At 69.6% G+C, this 14,228-nt stretch carries 17 protein-coding genes; 6 read left to right on the forward strand and 11 right to left on the reverse strand.

What is annotated here, in order from left to right; translation table 11 throughout:
* Positions 1-290 precede the first annotated feature (290 nt).
* The 4 genes from A8W25_RS20435 to A8W25_RS20450 all read right to left on the reverse strand — a co-directional run bounded on the left by A8W25_RS20435 (position 291) and on the right by A8W25_RS20450 (position 3,784).
* Complete coding sequence (locus tag A8W25_RS20435) at positions 291-1,730, reverse strand: replication initiator (protein ID WP_324616279.1); 1,440 nt, start codon at positions 1,728-1,730, stop codon at positions 291-293.
* Positions 1,731-1,950: 220 nt separating this feature from the next.
* Positions 1,951-2,145 carry a hypothetical protein gene (locus A8W25_RS20440; RefSeq protein ID WP_067163454.1) on the reverse strand — a complete coding sequence of 65 codons (195 nt, stop codon included), beginning with the start codon at positions 2,143-2,145 and terminating at the stop codon, positions 1,951-1,953.
* Positions 2,142-3,443: an FtsK/SpoIIIE domain-containing protein gene (locus A8W25_RS20445; RefSeq protein WP_067163456.1), complete on the reverse strand. Its 1,302-nt coding sequence runs from the start codon at positions 3,441-3,443 to the stop codon at positions 2,142-2,144. The genes A8W25_RS20440 and A8W25_RS20445 overlap by 4 nt, the downstream gene beginning before the upstream one ends.
* Entirely contained in the window at positions 3,443-3,784 is a 342-nt protein-coding gene (locus A8W25_RS20450; RefSeq protein WP_067163457.1) for a hypothetical protein, read from the reverse strand. The genes A8W25_RS20445 and A8W25_RS20450 overlap by 1 nt, the downstream gene beginning before the upstream one ends.
* A gap of 172 nt (positions 3,785-3,956) precedes the next feature.
* Between A8W25_RS20450 and A8W25_RS20455 the strand changes: the two genes are divergently transcribed.
* Entirely contained in the window at positions 3,957-4,736 is a 780-nt protein-coding gene (locus A8W25_RS20455; protein WP_067163459.1) for a GntR family transcriptional regulator, read from the forward strand.
* Positions 4,737-5,143: 407 nt separating this feature from the next.
* On the opposite strand, the gene A8W25_RS20460 is transcribed toward A8W25_RS20455, so the two are convergent.
* The 3 genes from A8W25_RS20460 to A8W25_RS32660 all read right to left on the reverse strand — a co-directional run bounded on the left by A8W25_RS20460 (position 5,144) and on the right by A8W25_RS32660 (position 6,617).
* Complete coding sequence (locus A8W25_RS20460; RefSeq protein WP_067164278.1) at positions 5,144-5,434, reverse strand: hypothetical protein; 291 nt, start codon at positions 5,432-5,434, stop codon at positions 5,144-5,146.
* Between the two features lie 294 nt (positions 5,435-5,728).
* A complete protein-coding gene (locus A8W25_RS20465; protein WP_067163461.1) occupies positions 5,729-5,974 on the reverse strand; it encodes a hypothetical protein in 246 nt (81 codons plus the stop codon).
* A gap of 223 nt (positions 5,975-6,197) precedes the next feature.
* Complete coding sequence (locus A8W25_RS32660) at positions 6,198-6,617, reverse strand: ATP-binding protein (protein WP_079126200.1); 420 nt, start codon at positions 6,615-6,617, stop codon at positions 6,198-6,200.
* Between the two features lie 116 nt (positions 6,618-6,733).
* Between A8W25_RS32660 and A8W25_RS20470 the strand changes: the two genes are divergently transcribed.
* The 3 genes from A8W25_RS20470 (at position 6,734) to A8W25_RS20480 (ending at position 9,293) form a co-directional block, all read left to right on the forward strand.
* Positions 6,734-8,026 (forward strand): tetratricopeptide repeat protein, encoded by a 1,293-nt coding sequence (locus tag A8W25_RS20470; protein WP_067163462.1) that lies wholly within the window; start codon positions 6,734-6,736, stop codon positions 8,024-8,026.
* A 32-nt stretch (positions 8,027-8,058) separates the two neighbouring features.
* A complete protein-coding gene (locus A8W25_RS20475; protein WP_067163464.1) occupies positions 8,059-8,772 on the forward strand; it encodes a creatininase family protein in 714 nt (237 codons plus the stop codon).
* 62 nt (positions 8,773-8,834) lie between these two features.
* Entirely contained in the window at positions 8,835-9,293 is a 459-nt protein-coding gene (locus A8W25_RS20480) for a hypothetical protein (protein WP_067163465.1), read from the forward strand.
* A gap of 25 nt (positions 9,294-9,318) precedes the next feature.
* On the opposite strand, the gene msrA is transcribed toward A8W25_RS20480, so the two are convergent.
* A complete protein-coding gene (gene msrA / locus A8W25_RS20485) occupies positions 9,319-9,984 on the reverse strand; it encodes a peptide-methionine (S)-S-oxide reductase MsrA (RefSeq protein ID WP_067163467.1) in 666 nt (221 codons plus the stop codon).
* A gap of 130 nt (positions 9,985-10,114) precedes the next feature.
* Here msrA and A8W25_RS20490 point away from each other — a divergent pair, with 130 nt between their 5' ends.
* Positions 10,115-11,269 (forward strand): cystathionine gamma-synthase, encoded by a 1,155-nt coding sequence (locus A8W25_RS20490; RefSeq protein ID WP_067163469.1) that lies wholly within the window; start codon positions 10,115-10,117, stop codon positions 11,267-11,269.
* 214 nt (positions 11,270-11,483) lie between these two features.
* On the opposite strand, the gene A8W25_RS20495 is transcribed toward A8W25_RS20490, so the two are convergent.
* The 3 genes from A8W25_RS20495 to A8W25_RS20505 are packed head-to-tail and all read right to left on the reverse strand — an operon-like array spanning position 11,484 to position 12,796.
* Positions 11,484-11,735 (reverse strand): hypothetical protein, encoded by a 252-nt coding sequence (locus A8W25_RS20495; RefSeq protein ID WP_067163470.1) that lies wholly within the window; start codon positions 11,733-11,735, stop codon positions 11,484-11,486.
* A gap of 31 nt (positions 11,736-11,766) precedes the next feature.
* Positions 11,767-12,261 carry a sigma factor-like helix-turn-helix DNA-binding protein gene (locus tag A8W25_RS20500; RefSeq protein WP_067163472.1) on the reverse strand — a complete coding sequence of 165 codons (495 nt, stop codon included), beginning with the start codon at positions 12,259-12,261 and terminating at the stop codon, positions 11,767-11,769.
* Positions 12,262-12,292: 31 nt separating this feature from the next.
* The gene (locus A8W25_RS20505; protein WP_067163473.1) at positions 12,293-12,796 is read right to left on the reverse strand and encodes a MarR family winged helix-turn-helix transcriptional regulator; all 504 of its coding nucleotides are present in this window, start codon (positions 12,794-12,796) and stop codon (positions 12,293-12,295) included.
* A 155-nt stretch (positions 12,797-12,951) separates the two neighbouring features.
* Here A8W25_RS20505 and ilvA point away from each other — a divergent pair, with 155 nt between their 5' ends.
* A complete protein-coding gene (gene ilvA, locus A8W25_RS20510; RefSeq protein WP_067164280.1) occupies positions 12,952-14,181 on the forward strand; it encodes a threonine ammonia-lyase in 1,230 nt (409 codons plus the stop codon).
* The last annotated feature ends 47 nt before the right edge of the window (positions 14,182-14,228 follow it).

Here is a 14,228-nt window from a genome sequence, read left to right on the forward strand (position 1 = left end):
TAGGGGCGTTGGGGTGTGGCTGGTGCCGAGAAAGCTGTGGGAGTACAGATTGGCGATTGAAGTGCGAAGTAATCAAGAGGGCTGACGAGTGACATCCATGATTTTTTCAGCAGATGCGTCGCTGCCCGGCACGCCGATGGAGGCTGCTGGGGTGGAGGTGCCCCAGCGCTTAGCCCCTCCTGTTCGAGGTGGTGTCAGCGCTACTCCGAGAAGTTTGGAGATGCGGTGCCAGCGTTCGTCGCTCCAGGGGGGAGACCTCCGGGCTTGCTGCTGTCCCCACTCGCGGGCGGTCAACGTGGCCATACGATGCCTTGCACATAGTGAGAGTCATGCCGGACCACGTGAAGATTCAGCGTGAGCTCCTCAGCGATCCCCGCCGCAAAGAGCATGGCCCCGGGTGAATGGCCGGAGCCGATGTAGCCCCATTGCGCATGGGCGACCCCGGTTACGTCACCCTGTTGTGCGAGCTGTGCTCGGCCAGCACGCAGGGCTGCGTAGGTGGTGGAGTAAGCGTGGGACTTGGTGAGGATGTGCCCCCGATAGCCGAGAGTGTGTGCCCAGGCCCGAAGGTGCAGCGGCTCGTACTCCTGGAGAGCGCCCAGGTGCCAACAGGTGCGCATGAGGGCGTGGGCGTGTGCATTCACCGCTGCTGTTTCGACGTCTGTGCGGGTCAGAGCCCGGTGGTCGATGCCGGCGCCTGTTTCATCGGCTCCTTTGGTGACGTACTTGGCGATGTACGCCGCTACCGCGTCGTCGTCTGGTCCGGTGCCGTCGCTGTGGAGGGGGCGGGCGTCGAGCTGGGTTCCCCAGCGGAGGGCTAATTGGCCGACCGCGGGGCTGTAGGGCGTGTGGATCAGGACGCGTCGCGCGGAGGCGTGTACAGCGTCGGTGAGCAGGTCGGTGGTGGCCCAGGGCGGGGGTTCGTCGGCGGGTCCGGCCGGGCCGTCGAGACGGACCACGGCGTGGATGTGGACGGCCGCGCGCTTCTGGTACTCGGCGACCCGGGCGAAGGACAGCCGGGCGTGGTCGGGGAAGCGGGACTGTGTCAGGCCGACTGCGGTGGCGAGGTGGCGGCGGACCCCACGTGTGAAGCGGTCCCAGAGCTTGCCCGCGTGCGCGTGCCAGAGCACGTGGGCCACGTAGTCGTAGCAGTCCGGGCAGAGGGGCTGACCGACCAGAATGGCCGTCTCCTCGTGGGCGGCCCCGCAGCCGAGAGGCCGACCGTGTTCGCAGGTGCCTCCGTCGCGGCGCGGGCGACAGCGGTCCCCAGCCCTGTGGACGGGGCCGAAGGACGGGGCCGTGAGGGTGATGAAGAGCCGGGGCCGGTTACGTACTGTCGGCGGGACGTTCTTGCCGCCGATCAGGCCCGCGCGGACCAGGTGGAAGGTGTCTCCGGCGTGGAGGCGGGAGCATGGCGGGCAGACGCTTGCGCGTCTGTTGCGGCAGCGGATCAGGAGTCGTTCGCCGGGTTCGTCGCGGGTGTCGTAGTGGTGCAGGATCTCGCCGGTGGCCGGGGCCCATGTGGTGGTGGAGCCGGAGAGGTGGATGGGGTGGGCGCAGCCGCCGGTGGCGCGTACTTGGTCGAGCCAGCGGGAGAACTTGGGGTCTTGGACGAGGCGTATCGCGTCGCGGTCTGCTTCGGAGAGCTGACGCAGGCGCGCCGCACGGTTGAGGTGGGCGCGCCGGTCAGCCGGGGTGAGGTCGGCTGTGATGGCGGGGACCTTCCGCAGGGGGCCGCCGTAGCGGCCGGGTGAGTGGTGGGCGGGGTGGCGTGGTCCATGCGGGCCTCCGTGGTGATCACGTGGGTTGGTTCAGCGGATGGTGCCGGTACCCCGGCAGACGCGGCAGCGCCGACGTCGTCCGGTCCAGGTGGTGCGGGCCCCTTCGCCCTTGCAGGCCGGGCAGCGCACGCGGCTCATCGGCATGACGTCATCTGTCCTTTCTGCCCGGTCACTGGGAGAAGCCGTGGAGGAACCAGGTCACGAGCCCGTCGACCGTGAACAACACCGGGGTCTGACCCAGGTACATGCCGAACAGGCCGATGCAGACCGCTTCCCAGGCCCGCACGTCGCGGGATCGGACGAGCAGGACGGAGATGATCCCGAAGACCACCACGAGCGGCAGTGCCGCCGATTCGCTGATCACTCCGTGCCTCCTGCCTGCGCCGCCAGGGCGCGATGGAAGCCGGGCAGGTCCGGGGCCATGGCTGCGTACTTCCGGGCGGTCGCCACGGCCTCTTCGGTGCTGGTGAGGTGCGAACGCGCGCGGGACCAGCCGCCGTCGGGGCCTGTGCAGACGGCCACGCCCTGTTCCTCAACGGTGATCGATTGGGCCACGGCCACGGCGTCCTTGTTCAGGTCCCCGAGCGTCATCTCCGCCGTGCCGGGATCGTTGACCCGGTGGCAGACACGTCCGGCGAGCTGCGCGCGCAGCGCGGTGACTCCGGGGCCGAGGTCGGAACCGACCCGCTGTCCGGCGACGATCAGATGCAGACCAAGAGCCGCGCCGAGCTGAGCGATACGCAACAGCAGGGTCGAGCACTGCTCCGCCTCCGACCTGCTCTCGCGGGTGCCGTCCGAGAGGTAGAGCTCCGCGAGTTCGTCGACGATCACGACCACGGGGGCGGGCCGGAGCTTGTCGGGCAGCTCCCAGATGGAGCGGACCCCAGCCGCCCGGCAGGCGAGCATGCGCTCGTGCATGTCCGCTACGAGCGCGCCCAGTACGGCGACCGCCTCGCGTCGGCACGTGGTGAGTGCGCTGAGGCGGGCGGAGAACAGGCCCAGTTCCATGCCGCCCTTGCAGTCGATGCCGACCAGGGCGACCGGCTGCCCTGCAAGCTGCGTGATCAGCCGGGCCAGCAGGGTGGACTTCCCGGAGCGGGTGGCACCGGTGATGAGCCAGTGCGGCACAAGCCGCAGGTCCATGACCCAGGCGCCGCCACTCTCCAGGGCCCCGATGAGAGCGGACAGCAGCACGGCGGGCGCGGTGGCCAGGCCCGGCCGCTCCAGGGGATCGCTGGCGGTCGCGGTCAGCAGGACGTGTCCGCGTTCGGGGGAGGTGACCCGTACCGCGTGGACCTTCCACGCGTGCATGAGCGCGTCGGCGGCCTTCATGTACGTGGCCGGGGTCTGGCCCGGATGCAGGCGCACGGACACGGTCAAGCCCATGCGGGTGGCCCGGGGGAAGGCGAGCCGAGGGGCGATGGGGCGCAGCGGATCGCCCTTGACCACCAGGTCCCCGACGAGCCCGCGCGGCGGGCGCCGCGAGACGGACAGGTCGTTGAGCATCGCGACCCTGCGCCAGGTGAAGAGCACCCGGCAGCAGGTGACGGGGTAGCCGGTGACGTACCAGTGCCAGGCCGGACGGTTCCGGCGCAGCCAGTCGCCAAGAACGAGGGACCAGGCGAGTGCGGCGAGTGCCAGCGCGAGCAGGATCGCACCCATCACGCACCACCCGCCTTGGGTAAGACGCTGGTGACGGGGGTGATCGCGTCGGCCCGGAAGCTGATCCCGTGCCGGTCGCCCATCGACCAGGCGAACGCGATGAGCCCGGTGACCTTGACGATCATGCCTTCCTCGATGCCGCGCGGTTCGCCGCTCATCGCGATCTCGATGACGGAGATACGGCGGGCGTCCTGGCGGACCGTGACCGCGACGGTGTACATCGGGTTGCCGTCGCGGTCCCTCTTCACCTCCCCTGTCTCGGAGTTGCTGATCTTCTTCTCCGGCGCGATGGCGCACCGCAGTACGCCGAGTCGCGTCGTGTCCACGGGAATGGACTGCATTGCGTGGCCTCCTAGGCCGCTCACGACGCCAGTCTCATGCTGACGTCACTTGTCCTTATGAGTTGGAACTATGCGCCTCTGTACGGGAGTTGGGCAAGTACTTATGCTGACGAGTGATGTCGCGCGTGCGACGTGCCTACGTCCCCACCACACCCACGACAAAGGTGTCCACATGACGGAGATCCAGCGCCCCGGAGCGCTCTACCAGCAGGTCGCCGCCGCCATCCGCGAAGCGATCCTGTCCGGTGAGTTCGAGCCCGAGGCACCGCTCCCCTCCGAGGCCCAGCTCATGGAGCGCTACCGGGTCTCCCGGCCAACCGTCCGCAACGCCGTCGCCGCCCTGCGTGCGGAAGGGCTGATCGACGTCCGCCACGGCAAGGGCAGTTTCGTGCGCTCCGCAGGACTGCCCGCCCTCACCGTCGAGCGCCGCATCAGCCGCACCACCGGCGGACGGTTCACCACCCACGACGGCACCCAGTGGGAGGCAGTCGACGAGCCGGGCGTCTTCCGCTCGCACACCACCAAGGTCACCGGCCCCCCGCTCGGACTCGGGGAAGAAGAAGCCCTGTTCGGCTGCGACCGGCTGCTGACCGACCCGGCCACGGGTACTCGCGCCATGCACCGCACCCTGATCCCGTTCGAGACCGCCGAGGCAACCCCCGGCCTTGCCGACGCACCGGACACGCCCCCGGACGCCATCTACGCCCTGCTCGCGAAAGCCGGGCACAAGCTTTGGTGGTCCGAGACGGTACGCGCCAGCATGCCCCTGCCCGACGAACGCACCGCGCTCCGCCTGCCCGATGCGACACCGGTCCTGCGCACCGCCCGCGTCACGCACGGAACCGACGACCGGCCCCTGATCCTCGAAGAGCTCCGCGTCGGAGCGGACCGGGCCGAACTCGCCTACCGGATCACCGCCGACAAGGAGCCCGCGCGGCGCGCCCGCGCCTGAGCCCTCAGGGCGATCGGTCGAAACTTTCTCTACTTCCTCAAGGGCGCGCCTTCGGCGCGCCGGGCCGCCCGGCCGCCCCGGCCGGGCGTGCGGCGTGACCGCCGGTCCCGGCCGGACGCCCAGCGCCCCACACCGCACCCCCGAGGCCGAGCAGTGTCGACCAGTCACCTCAGGGCAGACCCCGTACAACTGGGGGTCGACGGCCTCCGAGGCTTTAGGCAGCTCCCATGGGGCGAGCCTCCAAGAGCAGGGGGCCCATCGGGCACTACCGCGGGCAGGGCATGTGCCCGCCCGATTCGCCGGGCCAGCGTAGGGCCCCCTGCTCTCTCGCCCCATGGCAGCTACCGCCCAAAGCCTCTGCGGCCGGCGACGTGCCCACGCGCACCACTCACCAGGCGAAACCCGCCTCATGCCGCGCCGCCGCCCGGGTTCCTCGCGGCCAGCTCCAGGCACCGCGCCAGCCGCTCCACCACAGTCGGCCAGCCCGCCAGGCGCACCACCCCGCACCCGTCCCCGGTCGTCGACGCGCTCGCCCGCAGCTCCGACAGCTGGAAGCCCGCCGCCAGCAGCACACGGTTCAACCGGTCCGCCGCCACCCGCGCCTCACGCCACCCGGCCAGGTAATCCACGCCCGGCGACCACAGCCCGCCATCCACCTCCACAGCGTCCAGGCCGTCGAACAGACCCTCACCCTCCATACCGCTCACGACAGTCCACCTCTGTCCAGTCTTGATGACACATGGCCAACTTCCTTATGTGCCAAGACAGAAGCGCAGCACAACGGCCCCGGATACCATCTGGCACCGGGGGCCGCAGTGTCCCCAACCGGGCCACCCTTTCGCTTACCAGGGCATGGGGTGGCCCGGCCCGCTTCCGGCCTCGGAGGGCCAGAAGTCATTAGCTGTGCAAAAGTGGATCGCTGATCACCGCCAACGGCACGTAGACAGTGATCCAGAAGATGACGATCCCGAAGACGAACAGGCGCTGTCGCATCAGTCAGCCCCGTCCCGCTCAAGTAACTTCGCCCTGAAGAACGAAGTCGCCACGGCCCGGAATCCGGTGTGGCCGGTAGCGCCCGCGTGCCGCAGGCACCACAGTTCGGGCACCTCTTTACCGTCGGAGGCTTCGGACGAGTCGTTGCACGTTGTGCACTGGCTCTCGAAGATCGGCCCGCTGCCCGAGGTGTCGAGCTGCAACGTCCAGTCCGCGAAGCGCCAGATCGCCCGAGGGGGCGTCATGGCCGCCCCCTTTTCGTCTTCCCTCGCGCAGCCCGGCAGCCCCGGTTCACCATCAGCACGTCACCGGCCTTTACCCGTAGCGCCGGGCCGGAGCGGAAGAGCAGTACCACTTGCGACCCGCTGGAGCGTTGCCGGTCGGAGCGGACAGCCTTGACCTCTCGCCACTGGCCGTGTGTGTGGACCAAGTCACCACGCTGAACCCGCAGCGCAATCACCCGTGCCATCACGCCTCACCCCCTGCCGCGTTGACCACGGCCCACACTGATTTGCCGATCCCGTCACGGTCGTCGACCCCCCAGCGAGCGGCGAGGCTGTCGACGAGGATGAGTCCCCATCCACCGGTCTCTCCCGGTACACGCGCTGCGGGAAGCTCGTTATCCGCGTCATGAACCTCGATACGGACGCCGTCTCCTTCACGCTGATATCGCGTCTGGATCTGGCTCCCAAGTGGCACATGCGTGTGCCGGACCGCATTGGTGACCAGTTCGGAGAGCACCACCAGCGCCGTCTCTTCGACGGCACCCAGGCCCCAACCGGCCAGCGTCTCCCGTAGCACGGACCGCGCCCCACCGACGCTGCGAGCGCTACGGGCCCAACGGTGAACCACCGTCGTCCCGTTCGTCACTGCCGCATTCGTCTTCATGGACCCAGAGTTGCGGCGGGCAATCGCCCGAACGACCTCAGCGCGATTACCCACGGTGGGTAACATCACTGGGACACGCCACAGCGATCCACGGAGCCGATCCCGGAGCGTCGCTCATGTCCAAACCCGAGGCGTCACAAGATCTTCCGGCGCGCTTGTTGAATGACGCCGAGATGATCGAAGCCTGCCGTGAACGCGACTTCTCGGAGATCTTCAAACTGGTGAAGCGGGCCGGTATCTACCCCGCTCTCATCGCGCGTCGCTGTGAGCTGACGCCGAGCCGTGTTGGCGAGGTGATCAAAGGGCAGCGGATCATCAAGGACATAGCGGTGATCGAGAGGGTTGCCGACGGTTTGCATATCCCCGGTCACCTGCTCGGTCTCATGCGGCGGGAGTGGGAGGACGACCAGCACCCCTCGCTGGGAGCACCGTCGGAGACTGGCCTAGCCGGTCTGGCCCCGACACCGGACGAGCTGTGGATCGCGTCCCCGGGGGAAGATCTCACGGACCCACAGTTCGCTACGACCCTCATCGAGAGCCAACTGCCCCTGCACTACAAGAGCGCCAACTACTTCGGCGCACGTCAACCGCTTGCCACGGTCGTCCACCATGCACAGACGATCGACCGCCTGTTGCGGGACGCCAATGGTTCGACTCGGGACGAGCTACTGCGGCTCGGTAGCCGGATTGCCGAGTTCCTTGGATGGCTTTACCAAGATCTTGGCGATTTCCCCACAGCGGGTTACTGGTCGGACCGGTCAATGGAATGGGCCCAAGAGGCGGCCGACGACCACATGCAGTCGTACGTCCTCTTCCGGAAGAGCCACCAGGCCGCCTCGCAGGCGAACGCCGAACGGGCGATCGGATTGGCGCGCGCGGCTCAGCGAGTGCCGAACCTGACGTCGGGGATCACCGCGCTGGCCGTTCAACAGGAGGCCACGGGGTACGCGTTGCAGCACAACCCCAGAGCGGCGCTGGCGAAGTTCGACGAGGCGCACGAGTACGCGTCGCAGTCCGCCGAGGACGACCCGCCGACCAGACTCGACACCTCGTACTGCACCCCGACGTACATCGAAATCCAGCGGGCGAACTGCTGGATCGATCTGGGCGAGCCCTTACGTGCCGTCGAACTCTTCGAGGAGGAGATCGCCGCACTGCCGCAGATCTACCGGAACGATCGTGGTGTCTATCTCGCGCGGCTCGCACGTGCGTACGCGAAGGCCGGGGAGCCCGAACAGGGAGCCAAGGCCGCCACCAAGGCTCTCGCGATCGTCACTCAGACCGGGTCGGCAAGAACGCTCGCCGAGTTGGAGGCGGTGACCCACGCGGCCGCACCGCAGCGGAACGTGCCCGCTGTGGGGACGTTCATCGAGCGATTTGAGATCGTTCGCGACCGACTCGCTACCTAGTCGGACCGGTCGCGATGGGAGAAGCTAGGCGCATGGACGAACTGATCACGCAGGCCACGTCCGGAGACGAGCGCCGTCGGGGGCAGGCCATCGCTGTTCTCCCAGTAGGGAGTTTCGAGCAGCACGGCGACCATCTCCCACTGATCACGGACACCGCGATCGCCTGCATGATCGCGAAGCGGATCGCAGACGATCACGATCTCTTCCTCCTGCCGCCGATCACGATCTCCTGCTCACACGAGCACGCGCCCATGCCCGGCACGGTCAGCATCAGCGCGACCACCTTGTACGCCATGGTCAACGACATCTGGCGATCGCTGAAGGCGTCGGGCGCGCCCGGCCTGCTGATCGTCAACGGCCACGGCGGCAACTACGTCCTGTCGAACGTCGCCCAGGAGCTGAACGTCGACGGCCCGCGCGTCGCCCTCTTCCCCGTCTCCGAGGACCGGGCCCAGGCCCGCGCGGATGCCGGGCTGGAGAGCAGCGGAGCCGAGGACATGCACGGCGGCGAGTTCGAGGTCTCGCTACTCCTGCACGGCGCGCCCCACCTGGTCCGCGAAGGCATCGAGCAGGACGACCACTCAGCGCCGAGCCGCCCGCACCTGCTGACTCTGGGCATGGCCGGATACACGACGAACGGGATCATCGGCCAGCCGTCGCTGGCCACCGCCGCCAAGGGCAAGGCGATCTTGGACAGCTTCTCGGAGGCTGCCCGCGCCCATCTCGCGGTGATCTGCGATTGCTGAAGGACGCCCCGCAGATTGCCGAGTTAGGCCCATGGGAGTGGCTGCACGTCTAGCCTCTTCGCATGACAAGCAGCGGTTCCCTGGCGTGGTGGAACGAGCAGCTCCCGCCTGCTAGTAGGGCTGTCGGGACAGTCCAATATGCCCTCCAGCAGATCGACGGTCTGTTGGACTACGTAACCGGCCAACGGCACATTGCACCGGATGTCGTCGCCAATGCCTGCGTCGAGTCCTTCATGGTCAATGTTCGACTCGTTGCTGACTTCCTGATCAAGGGGCACGAGACGAAAGACCTTCGTGCAGTTGATCTTTTGCCCGGCTGGGAGTCGACGGGCGAGGCAGGTGAGCGGCTAGCGGAGTGGTGGGACCTTGCCAGCAAGCACGTCATGCACATGAGCCGTATGCGAATCCCGGAGGAGCTCGGGGCGATGCAGCCCCTCACCGAAACCGAATTTCGCCAGATGGCGGCTGACTGTCGGGAGGTGTACCAAGCGTTCGCCGCCCAGTACGACACGGCCCCGTAGCAGCGTACGGGGCCGATCTGCTTGGTTAGCCGTCAGCGTTCGCGACGCCGATGGGGCAGCTCACCCCGGTCCCGCCGATCCCGCAGTACCCGTTTTTATTGCGATCGAGGTACTGCTGGTGATACGGCTCAGCGGCGTAGAAGACGCGGCCCTCCGCCGGGAGGATTTCTGTGGTGATCGTGCCGTGGCCCGAGGCCGTCAGGACCTGCTGGTAGGCCTCGCGGGACGCGGCCGCCTGCGTTGCCTGGGTCGGGGTGTGGGTGTAGATCGCCGAGCGGTACTGGGTGCCCACGTCGTTGCCCTGGCGGAAGCCCTGGGTGGGGTTGTGGGACTCCCAGAAGAGCTTCAGGAGGGAGGCGTACGAGACCAGCGCCGGGTCGAAGACCACGCGGACCGCTTCCGTGTGGCCCGTCAGGCCCGAGCAGACCTCCTCGTACGCGGGGTTCTGCGTGTAGCCGCCCTGGTAGCCGGCCAGGGTCGTCCACACGCCCTCCGTCTGCCAGAACTTGCGCTCGGCGCCCCAGAAGCAGCCCAGGCCGAAGTCCGCCACCTCCAGGCCCTCGGGGTAGGGGCCGAGCAGCGGGTTGCCCAGGACCGTGTGGCGCTCGGGGACGGTGAATTCCGGCTCGGGGCGGCCCTTGAGCGCCTCCTCGGGCTTGGGGAGGACGGGCGTGCGGCTGTTCAGGAACATGCTGGGGCTCCTCGGCCAGGCGGGGGGCGGTGGGTCCACCCTCTGCAACGTCTCACCCACCGCCGACCTGTGTCTCAGCAACCGGCGGCGACCCCCAATCTCGCCACCGGGCGAACTAGGCTCTGGACCCATGAGCCACGAGCACCTCGACAAGAGCTTCGAGACCATCGCGATCCACGCCGGTAACACCGCGGATCCGCTGACCGGTGCGGTCGTACCCCCGATCTACCAGGTCTCCACCTACAAGCAGGACGGCGTCGGCGGGCTGCGCGGCGGCTACGAGTACAGCCGCAGCGCCAATCCGACGCGTACCGCCCTCGAAGAGAACCTGGCGGCCCTGGAGGGCGGTGTCCGCGGGCTCGCCTTCGCCTCCGGGCTCGCCGCCGAGGACTGCCTGCTGCGTACGCTGCTCGCCCCCGGCGACCACGTGGTCATCCCCAACGACGCGTACGGCGGTACGTTCCGCCTCTTCGCCAAGGTCGTCTCCCGGTGGGGCGTGGAGTGGTCGGTCGCCGACACCTCCGACCCGGCCTCCGTGCGGGCCGCCGTCACCGACCGTACGAAGGCGATCTGGGTCGAGACGCCCTCGAACCCGCTGCTCGGCATCACCGACATCGCGGCCGTCGCCGCCGTCGCCAAGGACGCCGGTGCCAAGCTGGTCGTCGACAACACCTTCGCCAGCCCCTACCTCCAGCAGCCGCTCGCGCTCGGCGCGGACGTCGTCGTGCACTCGCTGACGAAGTACATGGGCGGTCACTCGGACGTCGTGGGCGGCGCCCTCGTCACCAACTCGGCCGAGCTGGGCGAGGAGCTGGCGTACCACCAGAACGCGATGGGCGCGGTCGCCGGGCCGTTCGACTCCTGGCTGGTGCTGCGCGGCATCAAGACGCTGCCGGTGCGCATGGACCGGCACAGCGAGAACGCCGGGAAGATCGCGGAGATGCTGACCCGCCACCCCAAGGTGTCGGAGGTGCTCTACCCGGGGCTGCCCGAGCACCCCGGCCACGAGGTCGCGGCCAAGCAGATGCGCGCCTTCGGCGGCATGGTGTCCTTCCGCGTCACCGGCGGCGAGCAGGAGGCGGTCGACCTGTGCGCCCGCACCAAGGTCTTCACGCTGGGTGAGTCGCTGGGCGGCGTCGAGTCGCTGATCGAGCACCCGGGCCGGATGACGCACGCCAGCGTCGCCGGCTCCGCCCTTGAGGTGCCGGGCGACCTGGTGCGACTGTCGGTCGGCATCGAGAACGTGGACGACCTGCTGGCCGACCTCCAGCAGGCGCTGGGCTGACGGTTCAGGTTCAGGGGCAGGTGCACGGAGGGGACCTGGAGCCGCGCGCTCCGGGTCCCCTCACGCGCGCGTGGCCGTGGTGCGCGACCTCTGCGGCCGACCGTGGTGTAGAGCCTCCGCGGCCGACCGTGGTGTACAGCCTCTGCGGACAGCCGTGGTGCGCACCCCTCCGCGGCCGACCGCCCCGCGCAACCTCCGCGGCGGCCCCCGTCGTTCAGAACCCCTCCACCGGTGGCGCCACCGTCGACGGCGGCGCCACCCACGGATGCACCCGCGACGCCCACACCGCGAAGACGACCGCCGCCGCCACGATCACCAGCCACATCAGCCGCCGCGCGGCCCGGCGGCGGCGCAGCAGCCGCAGGCCCAACTCGGCTGCCCGTACGGCGAGTTCGGCCGGGACCGGTGGGTGCGGGCCCTCCAGGAGGCGGCGGACCTCCGCCTCCTTGCGGTCGGGCAGGCTCATGGCGCCCCCTCGCCCCTCGCCCGCGACCCGCTCACGAGACCCCCTCCGCCGTCGCCCTCGGCGCCGGGTGCCGGGGCCCCGCCGGGCCGCTGCGCATCGTCGCGATCGCGCGCGTGCAGATCACCCGGACCCGCTCGGACGGCAGGCCGATCAGCGCGGCCACCTGCTCCTCGGCGACGCCCTCGTACAGCCGCAGCACCAGGACGAGCCGCTCCTGCGGGGTGAGCCGGGCCAGGACGCCGGTCGCCCGGTCGCGGTGACGGTGATGGCGCCAGGCGGTGCTGGCGAATCTGGCCGCCAGCTCCTGGCGGGTGCGGTCGTACGGGTCCTCGCCGCGCTCGGGGTCCCAGTGCGCGTACGTCCGCGCCAGGGCGGCGGTCAGCAGGCGGCGGGCCCGGTCGTTGTGCTCGGGCGGCTCGCCGGTGAGCAGGGTGGCGGCATGCAGCAGCCGGCCTCCCGCGCCCGCCACGAAAGCCTCGAACTCGCGGGCGCTACGGCGCTGCCGTTCCGTCTGCCGCTCGCGCATGGCCTCATATGAAGCCCGTGCGCGCGGCAGGTCAAGAGGTCGGCGCCGCCGGGTCCTGGGCGGCCGACTGGCGGGCCGAGAGAGCGGAGTTGAAGCGGGTCAGGAGGGTGCAGAAGGACTCGCGTTCCTCCTCGCTCCAGCCGTCGGTCACCTGTGCCATGAGCTCGCGGCGGGAGGAGCGCACCTCCTCCAGGCGGGCCTGGCCGCGCGGGGAGAGCTGGAGCACGACCGCGCGGCCGTCCTCCGGGTGCGAGGTCCGTTTCACGAGGCCGGTGTCGACGAGCGGGGCGACCTGGCGGGTGACCGTCGAGGAGTCGATGCCCATGCCCGCGGCGAGCGCCTTGACGCCCATCGGGCCTTCCTGGTCGAGCCTGTTGAGCAGCAGGTACGCCGCGCGGTCCATCGAGTTGCGGACCTGGCCGACGCCGCCGAGACGGGTCTGCTCCGCACGGCGCGCGAAGATGGCCACCTGGTGCTGGAGGGCATCGAGGAGACCTGGGTCGAGATGGGAAGTCATGTCCTGAGTAGTGGGCATGGCCGGGGCTCTCTCGTGCGGCGGTCGGTGTGGTGGGGGACAGAGTACGCGGCCGGACCGGTACGCGTACCGGCCCTGCGCAAAGCTGTGGACAACTGCCGCAAGGATCCGGTCCGGAGCGGCCGCCAAGCCCATGAGCTGCGAGACTTGTGGTCATGAGCTTCAGCACGCCTGACCCCTTGCGCCCCCTGATCCTCGACGACGTCCGGGGTGCGCAGAAGATGCTCTCGGGGGTCGCCAGGATGACCGCGATGGAGGGGTCCCGGCATCTGACGCAGCTGGTCGGCGCCCCGGTCCACCTCAAGTGCGAGAACCTCCAGCGCACCGGCTCATTCAAGCTCAGAGGCGCCTACGTACGGATCGCCGGGCTGCGGCCCGAGGAGCGCGCGGCCGGAGTGGTGGCGGCCAGCGCGGGCAACCACGCGCAGGGAGTGGCCCTCGCCTCCTCGCTCCTGGGCGTGCGCTCCACGGTGTTCATGCCGGTCGGCGCGCCTCTGCCGAAGGTCGCCGCGACCCGGGAGTACGGGGCGGAGGTCGTTCTGCACGGCACGGTCGTCGACGAGACGCTGGAGGCGGCCGAGGCGTACGCGCGCGAGACGGGCGCGGTCTTCATCCACCCCTTCGACCACCCGGACATCATCGCGGGCCAGGGCACGGTCGGCCTGGAGATCCTGGAGCAGTGCCCGGAGGTGCGCACCATCGTCGTCGGGATCGGCGGCGGCGGTCTGGCGGCGGGCATCGCGGTCGCGGTGAAGGCGGTCCGCCCCGATGTGAAGGTGATCGGTGTGCAGGCGGCGGCCTCGGCCGCGTACCCGCCCTCGCTGGCCGCCGGGCACCCGGTGGCGATCGACCCGGCGCCGACGATGGCCGACGGGATCAAGGTGGGGCGGCCCGGGGACGTGCCGTTCGGGCTGATCCAGGAGCTGGTGGACGAGATCCGCACGGTCTCCGAGGACGAGCTGTCCAGTGCGCTGCTGCTCTGCCTGGAGCGGGCCAAGCTGGTCGTGGAGCCCGCCGGGGCGAGCCCGGTGGCGGCGCTGCTGAGCGATCCGGGGGCGTTCAGGGGGCCGGTGGTGGCGGTGCTGTCGGGCGGCAACGTGGACCCGGTGCTGCTCCAGCGGATCCTGCGGCACGGGATGGCGGCGGCCGGGCGCTATCTGAGCCTGCGGCTGCGTCTGCCGGACCGGCCCGGTGCCCTCGCGGCGCTTCTCAGGTCATTGTCAGTGGTCGACGCTAACGTCCTCGATGTGAGCCACGTACGGACCGACCCGCGGCTCGGACTCACCGAAGTGGAGGTGGAGTTGCACCTGGAGACGAAGGGGCCGGAGCACTGCCTGGAGGTCGGGGCCGCGCTGCGGGAAGAGGGGTACCAGGTCATCTCCTGACCCGGTGCCCGCCGGGGGCCGCTGCCGCCCCCGGCGCCCGCACGGAA

Origin of the sequence: Streptomyces sp. ERV7 (genome assembly GCF_001653515.1) — a bacterium.
GTDB lineage: Bacteria > Actinomycetota > Actinomycetes > Streptomycetales > Streptomycetaceae > Streptomyces.